General features: G+C 64.1%; 15 protein-coding genes and 1 pseudogene. 12 read left to right on the plus strand and 4 right to left on the minus strand.

Features of this window, described 5'->3' with window-relative positions:
• Positions 1–8: 8 nt before the first annotated feature.
• Together tldD and ASD02_RS29370 are read right to left on the minus strand one after the other, a co-directional pair.
• Entirely contained in the window at positions 9–1,424 is a 1,416-nt protein-coding gene (gene tldD / locus ASD02_RS29365) for a metalloprotease TldD (RefSeq protein WP_057221523.1), read from the minus strand.
• A 77-nt stretch (positions 1,425–1,501) separates the two neighbouring features.
• Positions 1,502–2,701, minus strand: coding sequence for a winged helix-turn-helix domain-containing protein (locus ASD02_RS29370; protein ID WP_025426158.1), 1,200 nt, complete (start codon positions 2,699–2,701; stop codon positions 1,502–1,504).
• A gap of 113 nt (positions 2,702–2,814) precedes the next feature.
• Here ASD02_RS29370 and ASD02_RS29375 point away from each other — a divergent pair, with 113 nt between their 5' ends.
• Genes ASD02_RS29375 through ASD02_RS29395 form a run of 5 tightly spaced genes read left to right on the plus strand, consistent with a single transcriptional unit; the run spans position 2,815 to position 7,372 of the window.
• Positions 2,815–3,495 carry an ABC transporter ATP-binding protein gene (locus tag ASD02_RS29375; protein ID WP_025426157.1) on the plus strand — a complete coding sequence of 227 codons (681 nt, stop codon included), beginning with the start codon at positions 2,815–2,817 and terminating at the stop codon, positions 3,493–3,495.
• Positions 3,489–4,094: an energy-coupling factor transporter transmembrane protein EcfT gene (locus tag ASD02_RS29380; RefSeq protein ID WP_025426156.1), complete on the plus strand. Its 606-nt coding sequence runs from the start codon at positions 3,489–3,491 to the stop codon at positions 4,092–4,094. Before ASD02_RS29375 ends, ASD02_RS29380 begins: the two co-directional genes overlap by 7 nt.
• Positions 4,095–4,130: 36 nt before the next feature.
• Entirely contained in the window at positions 4,131–4,694 is a 564-nt protein-coding gene (locus tag ASD02_RS29385) for a biotin transporter BioY (RefSeq protein WP_025426155.1), read from the plus strand.
• 4 nt (positions 4,695–4,698) lie between these two features.
• Positions 4,699–6,201: a class I adenylate-forming enzyme family protein gene (locus tag ASD02_RS29390; RefSeq protein WP_025426154.1), complete on the plus strand. Its 1,503-nt coding sequence runs from the start codon at positions 4,699–4,701 to the stop codon at positions 6,199–6,201.
• Positions 6,185–7,372, plus strand: a complete 1,188-nt coding sequence (locus ASD02_RS29395; RefSeq protein ID WP_025426153.1) for a thiolase family protein — start codon at positions 6,185–6,187, stop codon at positions 7,370–7,372. The genes ASD02_RS29390 and ASD02_RS29395 overlap by 17 nt, the downstream gene beginning before the upstream one ends.
• Before the next feature lie 12 nt (positions 7,373–7,384).
• On the opposite strand, the gene ASD02_RS29400 is transcribed toward ASD02_RS29395, so the two are convergent.
• Positions 7,385–7,786: a thioesterase family protein gene (locus tag ASD02_RS29400; protein WP_025426152.1), complete on the minus strand. Its 402-nt coding sequence runs from the start codon at positions 7,784–7,786 to the stop codon at positions 7,385–7,387.
• Between the two features lie 16 nt (positions 7,787–7,802).
• Between ASD02_RS29400 and ASD02_RS29405 the strand changes: the two genes are divergently transcribed.
• The 5 genes from ASD02_RS29405 to dxs all read left to right on the plus strand — a co-directional run bounded on the left by ASD02_RS29405 (position 7,803) and on the right by dxs (position 13,208).
• Positions 7,803–8,777: a zinc-dependent alcohol dehydrogenase family protein gene (locus ASD02_RS29405; protein ID WP_025426151.1), complete on the plus strand. Its 975-nt coding sequence runs from the start codon at positions 7,803–7,805 to the stop codon at positions 8,775–8,777.
• Positions 8,778–8,840: 63 nt separating this feature from the next.
• The gene (locus ASD02_RS29410; RefSeq protein ID WP_025426150.1) at positions 8,841–9,770 is read left to right on the plus strand and encodes a histone deacetylase family protein; all 930 of its coding nucleotides are present in this window, start codon (positions 8,841–8,843) and stop codon (positions 9,768–9,770) included.
• Positions 9,771–9,772: 2 nt separating this feature from the next.
• Complete coding sequence (locus tag ASD02_RS29415; RefSeq protein WP_025426149.1) at positions 9,773–10,024, plus strand: exodeoxyribonuclease VII small subunit; 252 nt, start codon at positions 9,773–9,775, stop codon at positions 10,022–10,024.
• Between the two features lie 110 nt (positions 10,025–10,134).
• On the plus strand, positions 10,135–11,058 hold the full coding sequence (locus ASD02_RS29420; RefSeq protein ID WP_025426148.1) for a pirin family protein: 924 nt from the start codon (positions 10,135–10,137) through the stop codon (positions 11,056–11,058).
• Positions 11,059–11,294: 236 nt separating this feature from the next.
• Positions 11,295–13,208, plus strand: coding sequence for a 1-deoxy-D-xylulose-5-phosphate synthase (dxs, locus tag ASD02_RS29425; protein WP_038575941.1), 1,914 nt, complete (start codon positions 11,295–11,297; stop codon positions 13,206–13,208).
• Between the two features lie 2 nt (positions 13,209–13,210).
• Here dxs and ASD02_RS29430 read toward each other — a convergent pair.
• A pseudogene (locus ASD02_RS29430) lies at positions 13,211–14,158 on the minus strand (methyl-accepting chemotaxis protein); the annotation flags it as partial.
• A gap of 115 nt (positions 14,159–14,273) precedes the next feature.
• On the opposite strand from ASD02_RS29430, the gene ASD02_RS29435 reads away from it, so the two are divergent.
• On the plus strand, positions 14,274–15,044 hold the full coding sequence (locus ASD02_RS29435; RefSeq protein ID WP_025426145.1) for a TlyA family RNA methyltransferase: 771 nt from the start codon (positions 14,274–14,276) through the stop codon (positions 15,042–15,044).
• Positions 15,041–16,291 (plus strand): class I SAM-dependent RNA methyltransferase, encoded by a 1,251-nt coding sequence (locus ASD02_RS29440; RefSeq protein WP_057221515.1) that lies wholly within the window; start codon positions 15,041–15,043, stop codon positions 16,289–16,291. Before ASD02_RS29435 ends, ASD02_RS29440 begins: the two co-directional genes overlap by 4 nt.
• The last annotated feature ends 168 nt before the right edge of the window (positions 16,292–16,459 follow it).

Raw genomic sequence — 16,459 nt, forward strand, 5'->3', positions numbered from 1 at the left:
CATCGGCCTTAGGCCTGCGTGCCGCCGACGGTGATCTGGTCCATGCGCAGATGCGGCTGGCCGACGCCGACCGGCAACCATTGCCCGGCCTTGCCGCAGTTGCCGATGCCGGTGTCGAGCTTGGTGTCGTTGCCAACCATCGTCACGCGCTTCATCGCGTCGGGGCCATTGCCGATCAGCATCGCGCCCTTGACCGGCGCGCCGATCTTGCCGTTCTCGATCATGTAGGCCTCGGTGCAGCCGAAGACGAACTTGCCGGAGGTGATGTCCACCTGGCCACCACCGAAGGAGACGGCATAGATGCCCTTCTTCACCGAGGCGATGATTTCCTCGGGCGTCCGGTCGCCGGACAGCATGTAGGTGTTGGTCATGCGCGGCATCGGCACATGGGCATAACCCTGGCGCCGGCCGTTGCCGGTCGGCTGCATGCCCATCAGCCGGGCGTTCTGCCGGTCCTGCATGTAGCCAACGAGCTTGCCGTCCTCGATCAACACGTTGTAGCCCGATGGCGTGCCCTCATCATCGATCGAGATCGAGCCACGCCGGGCCTCGATCGTACCGTCATCGACGACTGTCACACCCTTGGCAGCAACCTGCTCGCCGAGCAGGCCGGCAAAAGCGGAGGTCTTCTTGCGGTTGAAGTCGCCTTCAAGGCCGTGGCCGACGGCTTCGTGCAGCATCACACCCGGCCAACCCGAGGCCAACACCACGTCCAGGGTACCGGCCGGCGCATCGATCGCGTCGAGATTGACGAGCGCCTGGCGTAGTGCCTCGTCGGCACCCTTCTTCCAGTTCTCCTCGGTGATGAAGTCGCCGAAGCCGCGGCGTCCGCCGATGCCGTAGGAGCCGCTTTCCTGACGGTCGCCATCGCCGGCAACCACGGAGATGTTGATGCGCGTCATCGGCCTGATGTCCTGAACCCGGTGGCCATCGGCGCGCAGGATATCGACCAGCTGCCAGCTTGCGGCGATCGAGGCCGTCACCTGCCTGACCTTGGGATCGCGTGCACGCAGATAGGCGTCGATTTCCTGCAGAAGCGCGACCTTCGCCTCAAAGCTCGGCTCGCCGATCGGGTTTTCGTCGCCATAGAGCTTCGTGTTGGTGCGTTGCGGCGCTGCGGCATAGGAGCCGGCATAACCGCGCGTCACATGGCCGACTGCATCGGCGGCACGGCGAAGTGCTGCCAGCGACAGCTCACCGGCATGGGCATAGCCGACCGATTCGCCGGCGACCGCACGCAGACCAAAACCCTGGTCGGTGTTGAAGCTGCCGCCCTTCAGCCGGCCGTTGTCGAAGGAGAGCACTTCGGCCTGGGCATGTTCGAGAAACAGCTCACCATCGTCGGCGCCGGCAAGCGTCTCCGACAGAACCTTGCGGATCGCTGCCTCGTCGGCATCGAAGAGGCTCATCAGATCGGTGTTCATAGTCGTGCGCTCCCGCGTCATAAGTTCGATGGCCTCCATTTAGGAAGGCGAGCGGTTCAAGCCAAGAAAAATATCGATCAGGAGAGCGAAGCGTTCCAGCCATCGAGGCGTTCGATGCGCTCGACCCCGGCGAAGCGGGCGACGCGTTCGAGTTCTGCATCTATGCGCTCCATGCGCCCAGAGGACGGCTTGACGCCACGCTCCAGCCAGAGCCGGCGCACATCGAGACTGCCGCGCTTGCGGTCGGCCTTCATGTCGATGCGGCCGATCAGGCGATCGCCTTCGATCAGCGGGAAGACATAGTAGCCGTATTCCCGCTTCGGCTCAGGCACGAAGATCTCGATGCGATAGAAGAAGCCGAACAGCCGCTCGGTGCGATTGCGGTCGCGCAGCAACGGATCGAACGGGCTCAGCACGCGCACGCGGCCCGGCGGGTCGGGAATATCGCCAAGCTCGTCAGGAAAACCCGCAAGCGCATAGGACGACCGTGGCTTGCCGCCGTCGATCGGCTCGATCGACACGTCGATCAGTTCGTCGCGATGTTCCGCCACCCAGGCCTTCGCTTCGTCCGGAGAGACCAGATCCCAGAACGCGGCGATTTCGCCGTGGGTGGCAAAGCCCAAGCGTTCAAGGGCGCTGCGGCAGGCCCAGTCTATGAACTCGTGATGCTCCACCTCGCCATCCTGGTGGTGCGGCGGGATCACCCGCTCTGTCAGGTCGTAGACCTTCTGGAAATTCTCGCGCCTGGCGATCGCCAGCTTGCCGGTGCGCCACAGCACCTCAAGCGCAGTCTTCGACGGATGCCAGTTCCACCAGCCGCCGGACTCGTGTTCGGCCTCCTTGAGGTCGCGGGCAAGCACGGGACCGCCCTTGGCGATGCGCTCGTAGGTTTCGTCGCAGCCTTTTTCAAATCCCTCGCCGCGCCACTTGCTCCAACGGTCGACGATGGTCTCGCCTTCCCATTTGAAGCGGTGCTTCCAGTAGCGGTAGAAGCTGCTGGGGATGATCGAAGCGTCATGGGTCCAGTGCTCGAACAGTTCGCGGTCGTCTTCAAGCAGCGATGTCAAATGTTCGCGGCGATAGGTCTGGTTGCGCGAGAACAGGATCTGATGATGGGCGCGTTCCACCGTCGCGATGCTGTCAACCTGAACGAAGCCGATGTCATGGATCAGCTTCAGTAGGCCATCCTTGCCGAGCGCGCGGTGCGGCGCGCCGGAAAGGCCCTGCTTTGCGAGGAAGATGCGCCGGGCATCGCTATTGGAGAGCCGAATCGTCATGGGAGAAAGAGTAGGCTTTTATTCCCATATTTCAAACGGAACCTTGGCGCAAAGCGCATTGCCCTTGTCCGCCGACTTGGCCTATAGAGCAACCGCAAACCGCGAGGGACGGGATGGACATCCGCTTTACCGATTGCTCGGTCCGCTTCGGCGAACGGGTGGCGCTGCAGCCGCTGACGCTGACGATCACCGAAAGGCGTGTCGGCATTATCGGCCTCAATGGCTCCGGTAAGACAACCTTCGCGCGGCTGATCAACGGTCTAGTCAAACCTTCTGCCGGCAGCGTCACCGTCAATGGCCTCGATACGGTCAAGGACGAGCGCGCCGTGCTTTCCGAAGCCGGCTTCATCTTCCAGAATCCGCAGCACCAGCTGATCATGCCCGTCGTTGCCGATGACATCGGCTTCGGCCTGAAGAACCGCGGCCTCAAAGGCGAGGAAATCGACAAGCGGACGCAAGCGGTGCTGTCGCGCTTCGGCGTCGAGCACCTGGCGCGGCGCCGGGTTCACGAACTCTCCGGCGGCGAGACCCAGCTGATCGCCATGGCCAGCGTCGTCGTCACCGATCCCAAAATCCTGATCCTCGACGAGCCGACCAACCAGCTCGACCTACGCAACCGGCGGCGCGTCGCCGACACGATCGCGACACTTGACGAAGACACGCTGGTCATCACCCACGACCTGCCGCTGGTCGAAAATGTCGAGCGCCTGCTGCTCTTCCACGAAGGACGGCTTGCCGCCGATGGCGCGCCGCAGGAAACGATCCGCCACTACCACGAGATCGCCGGATGCTGACGAGCCTGCACATCGAGGGCAACAGCTGGCTGCACCGGCTGCCGGTGCGTGCGAAGCTTTTGGCACTGGTGGCGCTCAGCATCCTGCTTTTCCTCACCAGCTCGCTCGTCGTGCAGCTGATCGCCTTTGTGATTTCCGGCGGGCTCTATCTCTCGGTCGGCCTTTCCTGGCGCGAAGCGCTGAAACGCGTCGGCTTCGTCTTCTTCACGATCTTCTTTCTCGCGGCCGTGAACCTCTTCCTTCTCCCCTTGAACGAAGTCGCCGTCTTGACCCTGCGCCTGATGGCCCTGGTGCTTTTCGCCGCTGCCGTGACCGCAACGACGACGATCGGCGGCTTCATGGACGAGATCACGGTGCTGCTGACGCCCTTCGAACGCCTGGGCTGGGTGCGCGCTGCCGATGTCAGCCTGGCGCTTGGGCTCGTCCTGCGCTTTGTGCCAGACATTTTCACGCGCTATCAGGCCATTCGCGAAGCACACCGGGCGCGTGGGCTGCCGGTGCGACCGTTGACGATCATCGGACCACTGATCATCCTGACGCTCAAAGATGCGGATACGATCGCCGCGGCGATTGACGCGCGTGGTTTTCGCCGTCAATAAATTCGCGCATCCTAATAAGCAAGGAACCGGAACAGCATGAACACCAGAGATCTCGTCCTTATCGCCCTCTTTGCCGCGATCGTCGTCGTGCTCGGCCTCATTCCGCCGATCACGCTCGGCTTCATTCCCGTGCCGATCACCGCGCAGTCCATGGGCGTGATGCTCGCCGGCTGCATTCTCGGCGCCAAGCGCGGCGCTTTCGCCTTCCTGCTCTTCATTCTGCTCGTCGCCATTGGTCTGCCGGTGCTATCAGGCGGTCGTGGCGGTCTCGCCGTCTTTGCCGGCCCGTCTGGCGGCTTCATTCTCGGCTGGGTCGTTGCCACCTTCGTCACCGGCCTGATCGCGCAGCGCTTCGTCCGGGAAGGCCAGGCTGAACTGCACCAGTTCGTCGGCTTCTTCCTCGCCTCGGTAATCGGCGGCATCGTCGTGCTCTATGCGATCGGCATGCCCTGGGTATCGGCCGTCACCGGCACGCCGCTGCTCGCGGTTGCCACCGGTTCGCTCGCATTCCTTCCCGGCGACCTGCTGAAGGCCGCCATCGCGACGCTTGCCGCACGCGCCGTCTTCGCCGGCTATCCGCTGCTGCCGGTTCGCGCCTGAACCGATGCCGTTTGCCGCCGCCATTGCGCGCCACGCGGAACAAATCCCGCAAGTCCCGGCCTTCCGCATGGAAGGCCGGGTTTTCACATTCCGGGAGCTTGCGCTTTGCGCCGGCCAGCTCGTTTCCGCGTTCGGGAGATTGACGGCAGACACCGGGAATAAAAACGTCCTGCCCGCCACCACAAAGCTGATCGCACTGGAGATCGGCAACCATCCCCTTTTCGCTGCCGCATTCGTCGCCGCAACATCAGGCGGGCATTGCGTTGTTTTGATCGACCCACATCTGCCGGAGACAACGCGGGCGGCAATGCGTGAGCAATTGCGCCCCGACATCACGGTTCGCGCCGACGGCGAGGGGCTGCGGCTCGATGCGACCGCTTCCGGTCAAAGCCTGCTTTTCGCCGCCGGTTCAGACGAAGACATGACGCCGATCGCCATCGGCGCCGATGACGAGCCGTTTCTCGTCGTCTTCACTTCCGGTACCACGGGCATGCCGAAAGCGATCGTGCGCGATCGCGGGTCCTGGCGGCGCAGCCTGAAGATGGGCCAGGATTTTTTTGGCATTAACAGCGACACGCGCACCTTCGCCCCCGGCCCGCTCGCCCATGGGCTGACGCTCTATGCGTTCGCCGAAACGCTTGTTGCCGGCGCCGAATTCGTCGGCATGGCGCATTTCGATGCGGCGCGTGCGTCCGAGACCATCGCCTCGCAGGATGTCAGACGGCTCGTGCTGGTACCGACGATGCTGAGGCGGCTCTGCGCATCGCCTTCCCATGCGGCATTGGCGTCGGTGCAGAAGATCACCGTTGCCGGCGCCAAGCTGACACCCGCCGATCGCGCAGCCGCTGCGACACCGTTTTCGCAAGCTGACATCGTCGAGTATTACGGAGCATCCGAACTCGGCTTCATCAGCGTTGCCGGTCCCGGCGACACAGCATCGGCGACCGCCGTCGGACGCGCCTTTCCCGGTGTCGGCCTAATCGTGCTCGACGAGAGCGAAAAGCCGCTACCGTCAGGCGAAGCCGGCACGATCTTCGTCAACAGCGACCTGATTTCGAGCGGCTATATCGGCACCGGAGATGGTGCGGGCCTCAGGCGTGTCGGCAGGCTCGCAACCGTCGGCGACCTCGGATTCCTTAGTGCCGACGGCACGCTGCATCTCGTCGGGCGCTCCGGCGGCATGGTGCTTTCCGGCGGCAACAACATCTATCCGCAGGAGGTCGAGGCGACGCTTGTCGGGCATGCCGATGTGCATGCGGCGTTCGTTCTCGGACTGGACCATCCCGATCTCGGCAGCGAACTCGTCGCCGTCATCGAGCCGAATGGTGCAACAATCGACCGAGCGGCGCTCGACCGTCATCTCGACAGCCATCTGCCGCGCTATAAACATCCACGACGGATCTGGCTTTGCCATACCTTACCGATGACGCAATCTGGTAAGGTGGCCGCCGGGACTCTCAAGCAATGGATTGTGGACGGACATGACGCCCTTGAGCCCTTCGTCTGACCCATCGCGCACACCGGTGATCGTGGCGGCCCTGCGTACGCCTGTTGGGCGCGTGCGCGGCGTGCTCGCGGAGGTCGAGCCGGCACGGCTCGCTGCGCCGTTGATCACCCGCATCCTCGCCGATGTCGGCCTGGCGGCGGAGGCGCTCGATGACGTCATCCTCGGCAATGCCGCCAACTGCGCCGGCAACCTTGGACGGCTGGCGGCACTTGAGGCCGGACTTCCGGTATCGACACCCGGCCTGACCATTGACCGGCAGTGCGGCGCCGGGCTCGAGGCCATCACCCTTGCCGCCCGTCTCATCCAGTCGGGCGCCGGTCGCTTCTACCTTGCCGGCGGCACCGAAAGCGCCAGTCGCGCCCATATTCGCCTGAGGCCGCCGACGACCCCTGGCGAAGAGCCTCAACCGATCAAGCGTTCGCGCATGGCACCGGACGAGATCGGTGACCCTGACATGGGCGTTGCCGCCGAAAACGTCGCCACAGCCTGCAGCATTTCCCGCGAAAGACAGGATGCGTTTGCGCTCGAAAGCCAGCGACGCGCCGTCGCCGCCCAGGGCGCGGGCCGGTTTACGCGCGAGATCGTACCGATCGAAACGACTGCGGGGATCGTCGAGGCCGACGAATGCCCGCGCGCCAATGCATCGCTCGAAACCCTGCAGCGGCTGAAACCCGTCTTCGTCCAGGACGGCACGGTGACCGCCGGAAATGCCTGCCCGATCAACGACGGCGCAGCGATGGTTCTGGTGACCAGCCTTGCCGAAGCGCGACGCCTGGGGCTTTCCTTTGCGCTCGAATTCATCGATGCGACGACCGCCGGTGTGCATCCCGATCTGCTCGGGCTCGGCCCGGTGCCGGCGATGGAAAAACTGAAAGCGCGCAATCCGGCGCTTGATGTCGATGCGATTGATTTCATCGAATTCAACGAGGCCTTCGCCTCGCAGGTGCTCGGCAGCCTAGATCAACTCGATATTTCGCCGGAACGGGTCAATCTCGACGGCGGTGCCATCGCCCTCGGCCATCCCTATGGCGCATCCGGCGCGATCCTCGTGGTGCGGCTGTTCACGCAGATGCTGGCAGTCCCGCGCGAAACGCAGGCACTGGCGATGATGGGCATCGGCGGCGGCATGGGCGGCGTCGCGCTGTTCCGCAGCCTGCGGCCTACCGAATAGGTTCGTGATGGTTCAGAGAATGTAGCTGCCGAGCCATTCGCGCGTTGCGGCCGGCACCGGCAGCGGCGTGTGCCGTTCGCGATCGACGGCAACCCAGACAATCTCGAGTTCTGCCGCAAGCTGGCCGGCCGCCTCGACGCGCACGGCAAAGCTCACCGAGCTTCCGCCGATCTTGGCGACAGTAACGATGAAGCGCGCCGGCTCGTCATAGCGCAGGCCGCGATGGAAGACACAGGCCGAGCGGCGAACGAGATAGGCAGGCTCATGGACGACCGACGGCCGGTGCCGCCAGAGTTGGGAAAGTGCCGCTTCGGCATGGGCATAGTAGGCGGCATTGTGCATGTGGCCATGCATGTCTATATCGCGAAACGGAATGCGGATTTCCGTGACGTTTTCCCGCTCCCTGCCGTCCATGCGAGGTCCTCTTAGAATGCGCTCCACCCTCGTTAGCCAGTTCGGCGATCCGCGACAAGTGATTGCGCTCGTCGATGCCGAGCGAATCCCGCCGGGGCACGGCGGGGTCGAGATCGCGCTCTCCCTGTCGGCCATCAATCCCTCCGACCTCATTCCCGTCACCGGCGCCTATAGTGCCCGGACGACCCTGCCCTTCGTGCCCGGCTTCGAGGGCGTCGGCACCGTCAGCCGCATCGGCGCTGGCGTTACGACCTTGAAGCCCGGCGATCGCGTGATCCCGATCGGCGCAAGCGGCCTTTGGCAGCAATATCTGGTACGGCCGGCCGAATGGTGCTTTGCCGTGCCTGACGATATCGACGACCGCCAGGCGGCCACCAGCTACGTCAACCCGCTGACGACGATCCGGCTCATCGAAGCGCTCAAGTCCCATTTCGGATCGGTGAACGGCCAGAGAATCGGCGTGACCGCAGCGGGTTCGGCCATCGGCGGCATGCTGCTGAAGCTCATGTCGGGCGAAGGCGCAAAACCGATAGGGATCGTGCGCAGCCAACGCAGCGCCGAGCGGCTTGCGTCCGACACACCCGGCAAAATCGTCATCGCCGATAAAGGGCATATCCCTTCGGGCCTTGCCTTCGACGCCATTGTCGACGCGGTCGGCGGCCCGTTTGCCGGCGAGCTCATCGGCCAGACGCTCCAGCTCGGCGCCGCATTCATCCAGTATGGCGCGCTTAGCGGTGTGCCCGTGCCGATACCGGCAATCCAGGCTCGGCCGGATGTACGCTTCTCCTTTCTGTGGCTGAGAACCTGGGTGCACGCCGCCGGTCGGCCAGCGATCGAAGCGGCTTTTGCGCAGAGTTTTGCCGGTCTGCGCACCGGGCTTTTCTCAAGCCGGATTGCGCAAACCTACCCGCTCAGTTGCCTGGATGAGGCCTTGGCGCATCAGGCGGATCCTCGCCGCGACGGCAAGCTGCTGCTTGATACGCGCTGTTGAAAATCAGTGCTTTCGCTTGGGCGCGCCATGGACGTTGGCAGGTTGGAGCACTAGTTTCGGCGCATGACCACGCTGCTCTATGAAAATCCGATCTTCCTGGAACACGAGGTTCCGGAAGGTCACCCTGAAAGGCCGGACCGGCTGAAAGCGCTGAACCTTGCGCTCGAGCACCCGAATTTCGCCGACCTCAAGCGCATAAAGGCGACGAAGGCGAGCGAAGACCTGGTGCTGCTCGCCCATCCGGAGGAGCATCTGCGCACCGTCAAGCGCGCCATCCCCGAAGAGGGCATCGCCAATCTGGAAGCTGACACCTATGCCAGCCCGTTCAGCCTCGAGGCGGCATTGACCGGCATCGGCGGTGCGGTTGAGGCGGTCGATGCAGTTTTCACGGGCAAGGCCGACAACGCTTTCGTCGCGGCGCGTCCGCCCGGCCACCACGCCGAGAAGAACAAGGCCATGGGCTTCTGCTTCTTCAACACCGTCGCGATTGCCGCCCGCCACGCACAGGTGGCGCATGGGGCAGAGCGCGTGGCGATCGTCGACTGGGACGTGCACCACGGCAACGGCACTCAGGACATCTTCTGGGACGATCCGTCGGTGCTTTTCTGCTCCACTCATCAGATGCCGCTTTATCCCGGCACCGGGGCCAAGGACGAAACCGGCGTGAAAGGCAACATCGTCAACGCGCCGCTCTCGCCCAATGCCGGCAGCGAGCATTTTCGCGAGGCGTTCCGCTCTCGTGTGCTGTCGGCGCTGACGAACTTCCGGCCGGATTTCATCCTGATCTCGGCCGGCTTCGATGCCCACTACCGCGATCCGCTGGCGCAGATCAACCTTGTCGCCGAGGACTTCGACTGGGCGACGGGCCGCCTGCACGAGATCGCCGACCGCAGCGCCGGCAACCGCATGGTCAGCCTGCTCGAGGGCGGCTATGACCTGCAGGGACTGGCCGAGTCGGCCGGCATGCATATTTTGAGATTGATGAGAGGGTAACCATGACCACCACCACGCAACCGGACGTTTCGGCCCTCTCCTTCGAGCAAGCCGTCGAAGAGCTGGAGCGCATCGTCTCGGCACTGGAACGCGGCGACGTCGCGCTCGACAAGTCGATCGAGATCTATGAGCGCGGCGAAGCGCTGAAGAAGCACTGCGAGGCGCTGTTGAAGGCTGCCGAAGACCGGATCGAAAAAATCAGGCTCGACCGTGCCGGCAAGCCGCAGGGCGTGGAACCGCTCGACGCGGAGTAAACGACGGGGGATTGGTCAACGTCCGGAAACGCTGCGTCTTCGCCTAGCGCCTACCCGCAACGTGCGTTAGGCGCTAGGCTCAGACCATACGAACAACGGGAGCGTGCACCATGTCCTTCTTTCCAGGCCCCGACCCGCTCGCCGGCGACAAGCCCGCCTGCGACGCCATCGAACACCTGATCATCCCGCGCACCAGCGACATCGGCGGATTGCAGGTTCGCCGCGCACTACCGACAGCGAAGCGGCGGCTTGTCGGGCCGTTCATCTTCTTCGACCGGATGGGACCGGCGCTGTTGCGTGCCGGCGAGGCGATCGACGTTCGGCCGCATCCGCATATCGGCCTTTCGACCGTGACCTATCTGTTCGACGGCGAAATCAAGCATCGCGACAGCCTCGGCACCGAAATGGTCATCCGCCCCGGCGACGTGAACCTGATGACCGCCGGCCGCGGCATCGTTCACTCCGAGCGTTCACCGGAAAACCAGCGCGGGCATGAACGCTCGGTTTCCGGGTTGCAGACCTGGCTGGCGCTCCCCGACCACAAGGAAGAGATCGACCCGATCTTCGACCATACCGAACGGCACATGCTGCCGCAGCTCAATGACGGCGGCATAGATGCCCGGGTGGTGATCGGCAGCTTCGAAGGGCAGAAGTCGCCGGTCTCGGTCTTTACCGACACGATCTATGTCGACCTCAACATCGCGCCCGGCAAAAGCGCGCCGTTTGCCGCCAATTGGGAAGAGCGTGCGATCTATATCCTCTCAGGCGAAGCGATCATCGCCGGCGACCACTTCGCCGACAATCAGCTGCTGGTCTTCCGGCCTGGCGACGAAATCACCGTCACCGCCGGTCCGCTCGGCTGTCATGTCATGCTGTTCGGCGGCGCAGCACTCGGCTCGGCCCGCCACATCTGGTGGAATTTCGTGTCATCGTCAAAGGACCGCATCGAGAAGGCCAAGGAAGAATGGCGCACCGGCCGCTTCGACATCGTGCCCGGCGACGAGGAGGAATTCGTGCCCCTTCCCACCGGTTGAGGGCATCGAACAACCGCGACCGCTTGCCGCTTCCAGTTGCCGCATGCTTCCTTAAATCGATTTCGATTCAGGGAATCATACGGTAGTGTCTAGGACAACGACGCAGGAAAGCCTAATTTTGCATTCAGCAACAATTGCGTCTAAAGAGCCGCTTTAACGGTACCACCAACTATCGCGCACCCGATCCGTGCGGTGCGCATGAGGCATGCAGCGTGACACAACTGCCAACGAACCCGATGCCGGCAACCCCCTTGCTCGACAAGGTGACCTTTCCCGACGATCTGAAGAAGATCGACGACAAGGATCTGCCGCAGCTTGCCGGCGAAGTTCGTGCAGAGATGATCGATGCGGTCTCGCGTACCGGTGGCCATCTCGGCGCGGGCCTCGGCGTCGTCGAGCTGACGATCGCCATCCACAAGATATTCAACACGCCGCATGACCGGCTGATCTTCGACGTCGGCCATCAGTGCTACCCGCACAAGATTCTGACCGGCCGTCGCGATCGCATCCGCACCTTGCGCCAGGAAGGCGGCCTGTCCGGCTTCACCCGTCGCGCCGAAAGCGAATACGACCCCTTCGGTGCCGCGCACTCCTCGACGTCGATTTCCGCCGGCCTCGGCATGGCTGTCGCCGCCGACCTCGACGGCAAGAACCGCAATGTCATCGCCATCATCGGCGACGGTGCGCTTTCGGCCGGCATGGCCTATGAAGCGCTCAACAATGCGGGCGCGCTCGATGCCCGCCTGATCGTCATCCTCAACGACAACGACATGTCGATCGCGCCACCGACCGGCGCGATGAGCGCCTATCTGGCGCGCCTCGCTTCCGGCCGCACCTACATGGGCATCCGCGAAGTCGGCAAGAAACTGACGGCCTATCTCGGCAAGACGGTCGACCGGGCGATCACCCGCGCGGTCGAGCATGCCCGCGGCTACGTCACCGGCGGCACGCTGTTCGAGGAAATGGGCTTCTATCATATCGGCCCGATCGACGGTCACTCGTTCGAGCACCTGCTGCCGGTACTGCGCAACGTTCGCGACAACGCCAAGGGGCCGGTGCTGATCCATGTGGTGACGCAGAAGGGCAAGGGCTATCCGCCCGCCGAAGCCGCTGCCGACAAGTATCACGGCGTCAACAAGTTCGACGTCATCACCGGCGCGCAGGCCAAGGCAAAGCCGAACGCGCCCGCCTACACCTCGGTCTTCGCCGAAGCCCTGACGCAGGAAGCCGGTTTCGACGACAAGATCGTTGCGGTCACCGCCGCCATGCCATCCGGCACCGGGCTCGACAAGTTCGCCCTCGCCCACCCCAAGCGCTGCTTCGACGTCGGAATCGCCGAACAGCACGCGGTGACCTTTGCGGCCGGTCTGGCATCTGAAGGCTACAAGCCGTTTGCCGCACTTTATTCCACCTTCCTGCAGCGCGGCTACGACCAGGTGGTCCACGACGTGGCGATCCAGGGCCTGCCTGTGCGTTTTCCGATCGACCGCGCCGGTTTCGTCGGCGCCGACGGGCCTACCCATGCCGGCTCCTTCGACACGACCTATCTCGCGACCCTGCCCGGCTTCGTCGTCATGGCAGCCGCCGACGAGGCAGAGCTGAAGCACATGGTGCGGACCGCTGTCGCCTATGATGCCGGCCCGATCTCGTTCCGCTATCCGCGCGGCGAAGGCGTGGGCGTCGAAATGCCGGAGCGCGGCCAGATCCTTGAAATCGGCAAGGGCCGCGTGGTCAAGCAAGGCTCCAAGGTGGCGCTGCTTTCCTTCGGCACGCGCCTTGCCGACTGTTTGTTGGCCGCCGAAGATCTCGACGCGGCGGGTCTTTCGACGACGGTTGCCGACGCGCGCTTTGCCAAGCCACTCGACCACGACCTCATCCGCCAGCTTGCCCGCCATCACGAAGTGCTTGTGACCATCGAGGAAGGCGCAGTCGGCGGTTTTGCCAGCCACGTGCTGCAGTTCCTCGCAGAAGACGGCCTGCTCGACGGTGGCCTGAAGGTGCGCCCGATGGTGATGCCTGACATCTGGATGGAGCAGGCAAAGCCCGAAGCGATGTATGCCTTGGCCGGCCTCGACCGCGCCGGCATCGTTTCTACGGTGTTCAAGGCACTCGGCCAGAAGCAGGATATCGGCATCGGCGCTGCCGGCTAAGGCTACGCGATCGAAGGCAGTCCGAAACACCAAAGCCCCGGCGATGAACCGGGGCTTTTGCTTTCTTGTGTGTCGTGGCGACGATCAGAATTCCTGCCAATCGTCCTGCGCCACCGCCGCATTGCCGTAAGACACGGGGCGGGCGGCACTCGCCGAGCGTATCGGTGCAGATGGCGCCGCCATAGTGGTGCCATGGTGCGCAGATCGCTTGGGGCGGTCATGCTGTTCGTGCGGCCCGGCAGCGTGAAGCGGGCGATGAGCTCGCGCAGACGGCCGGCCTCGCTGGCGAGCTGGGCGCTGGCGGCATTGGCCTCTTCGACCATCGCCGCGTTCTTCTGCGTCACCTGGTCCATCTGGTTGACGGCGGTGTTGACTTCGCTGAGCCCCACCGACTGTTCGCGCGCCGAGATGGCGATCGCGTCCATGTGCTGGTTGATGGTGGCCACATGGCCGCCAATCGCCTTCAGCGCCTCGCCGGTATCGCGCACCAGCTTGACCCCGCCTTCGACCTCGACGCTGGAATTGCGGATAAGCTCCTTGATCTCCTTGGCGGCCTTTGCCGAGCGCTGGGCCAGCTCGCGCACCTCCTGGGCAACGACCGCAAAGCCTTTGCCGGCCTCGCCCGCCCGCGCCGCTTCGACACCGGCATTGAGCGCCAGGAGGTTGGTCTGAAAGGCGATCTCGTCGATAACGCCGATGATGTTGGAGATCTGGCCGGAGGAGCTTTCGATCCGGCGCATCGCTTCCACGGCACTCGCCACCACGACGCCGGATTTGGCAGCGCTTGAATTCGCCTCTCCGGCCACGATGCGCGCCTTTTCGGCCCGCCGCGTCGAGCTCGTGACGTTGGCGGTGATCTCGTCGAGGGCCGCCGCGGTCTGTTCCAGCGATGCGGCCTGCTGCTCCGTGCGCCGCGACAGGTCGTCAGCACTTTCGCTTATTTCGCGTGATGTGATTACTTCCCTGTCTCCTTGGGGGTTTTATCACCACGTCTTACCCGCTCTGCCGAGCAGCCGTGCAGCGAGGGGGCTTGCCAATAGGCCGCCAACCCTCCATGAGAAACACATGTCAGAAGAACGCCAGAATGAAGAACACAAGAACAGAGTCCGCCTGGACCAGCTGCTGCTCAACACAGGACTGGTGGCTAGCCGTGCCCGTGCCCGCGACGCGATCCAGCGCGGCACCGTCAAGGTCGACGGCCGCACGGTCACCAAGCCGTCGTTGGCCTTTGCCGAGAGCGTGACCATCACCATCGATGACCCGGCGCAGGACTATGTTTCGCGCGCAGCGCTGAAGCTTGCCGCAGCGCTCGATCATTTCGCGCTCGATCCGACCGGTGAAAGCTGCGTCGATATCGGCGCCTCCACCGGCGGTTTCACCGAGGTGCTGTTGAAGCGCGGTGCCGATCACGTGGTTGCCATCGATGTCGGTCATGGCCAGATCCATCCGCGGATCTCGGGCGATCCGCGCGTCACCAGCATCGAGGGCCTCAACGCCCGGGCGATGACCGAGGACGACATCGACAACCGTGAAGTGACCTTCATCGTTTCCGACGTCTCCTTCATTTCGCTGAAGCTCGCCTTGCCGCCGGCACTCGAGATGGCGCTTCGCGGTGCGCACTGCATCCTGCTGGTCAAGCCGCAATTCGAGGCCGGTCGCGATGCGATCAGCAAGGCCGGACTGCTGAAGGATCCCGACAGCGCGCCGGCGGTTGCCGCCGAACTCGAGCGCTGGCTGGTCGAAGACATGGGCTGGCAGAGCCTCGGGCTGATCCCCTCGCCGATATCAGGCGGCGACGGCAACGTCGAGTTCCTGCTGGCCGGGAAAAAGCCATGAGCACGCAGACCCTGACCATCGCCCGTCTCGGCGCGCAGGGCGACGGCATTGCCGAAACCGAGGCTGGTCCGGTCTATGCGCCCTTCACGCTGCCGGGCGAGAGCGCGGCCTTTGCGGTCAACAAGTCTCAGGGCACGCTGATCTCGCTGCGCGAAGCATCGCCTGACCGGGTCGAACCGCACTGTCGCCACTTCGGCCCGGACGGTCAGAACGGCACCTGCGGCGGCTGCACGTTGCAGCACGCGGCCGACGGCCTCTACCAGACCTTCAAGCGCGACCTGGTGATCAACGCCTTGAAGTCGAAGGGATTGAAGCCTGATGTCGCGCCGCTGATAACAGCCCAACCCGGCGAGCGCCGCCGCGCCGTGTTCACGGCGCGCAAGACCGAAAAAGACCTGCTCCTCGGCTTCAACCAGGCGGAAAGCCACCACATCGTGGCGATTTCGGAATGTCCCGTCACGAGCCCGGGCATCGTCTCGCGGCTCGCCACCATCGGCAAGATCGGCGCGGCCATGGCCGTCAACGCCGAACCGTTCCGCATCACCGTTCTCGAAACGCTTTCCGGTCTCGACCTTTCGGTCGACGGCATCAAGGGATTTGGCGATCGCGAGCGCCGGCGCACCGTCGAGACGGTTCTCGGAGAACGCGGCATTGCCCGCGTCAGCCTCAATGGTGAGATCATCGTCGAGCCGACGAAGCCGGTGATCGAATTCGGCGGCGTATCCGTCTCGCCGCCGCCCGGCGGCTTCACCCAGGCAACGCTTGCCGCTGAAGAGGCGATGGCAGCACTGGTGCTCGATCATATCGGCAAGGCAAAGCGGGTTGCGGACCTCTTTGCCGGCAGCGGCACATTCGCCCTGCGCATCGCCCGCAAGGCCCGCGTGCACGCGGTCGAAGGCGAGGACAAGGCGCTGAAGGCGCTCGACTTCTCCGCCCGCAACACGCAAGGGCTGAAGCCGGTGACGATCGAGAAGCGCGATCTCTTCCGCCGCCCGCTCATGGCGCAGGAACTGAAGGTTTACGATGCCATCGTCTTCGACCCGCCACGCGCGGGCGCGGACGTGCAGTGTCAGGAAATCGCCCGCTCCGGCGTCAAGAAGATCGTCGCCGTCTCCTGCAATCCGACAACGCTTGCCCGCGATCTCGCGATCCTCGTTGCTGCCGGCTACCGCATCACGTCGGTCACGCCGATCGACCAGTTCCTCTGGTCGGCCCATGTCGAGGCAGTCGCAACGCTCGAGAAATAGAAAAAGGCCCGGATGTCCGGGCCCTTTCTCATCGTTCAGACCGATGCACCCGACCTATGCCGCCCGCCGACGCGGCATAGCTGCCGGCGCATAGGCGCTCTGGGTATTGCCGAGGTTGAACTGGGCCAGAAGCGCATTGAGCGAAGCGGCTTCCGAAGCCAGGCCATG

It is taken from the genome of Ensifer sp. Root1252 (assembly GCF_001425885.1).
GTDB classification, from domain to species: Bacteria; Pseudomonadota; Alphaproteobacteria; order Rhizobiales; family Rhizobiaceae; genus Ensifer; species Ensifer canadensis.